This is a genomic window from Xenorhabdus bovienii (assembly GCF_024721015.1).
Classification (GTDB): domain Bacteria; phylum Pseudomonadota; class Gammaproteobacteria; order Enterobacterales; family Enterobacteriaceae; genus Xenorhabdus; species Xenorhabdus bovienii.
In genome coordinates this window covers 1-257 of record NZ_JANAIF010000442.1, presented here as the reverse complement: position 1 = coordinate 257, position 257 = coordinate 1, and the positions used below count along the sequence as shown (strand labels likewise).

At 44.7% G+C, this 257-nt stretch carries 1 protein-coding gene; it reads left to right on the top strand.

The annotated features are described in order from the left end of the window. A partial coding sequence (locus NXS07_RS21330; RefSeq protein WP_258087680.1) for a portal protein occupies window positions 1–210 on the top strand: 210 nt, incomplete at its 5' end. Window positions 211–257: the final 47 nt, after the last annotated feature.

Here is a 257-nt window from a genome sequence, read left to right as displayed (position 1 = left end):
ACCAGAGCACAAGAGACACAAATCAAAGCATTCACCGCTCAGCAACAGGCTCAAGAATCACAGGCGAACACCATCTACAAACTGGCTCAGGCTAGGAACATAGATGAAAAAGCCGTGATGGACGCTATCAAATTGCTGAATGAGGTTGCTAAACAGCAACAATCTAACATTCCTACCGCCAATACTGGCGAGATCCCTCAAACCATGTGAGAGAGTAATAAACATGAGTGATACCAACGAAATTCAGGCTACTGAAG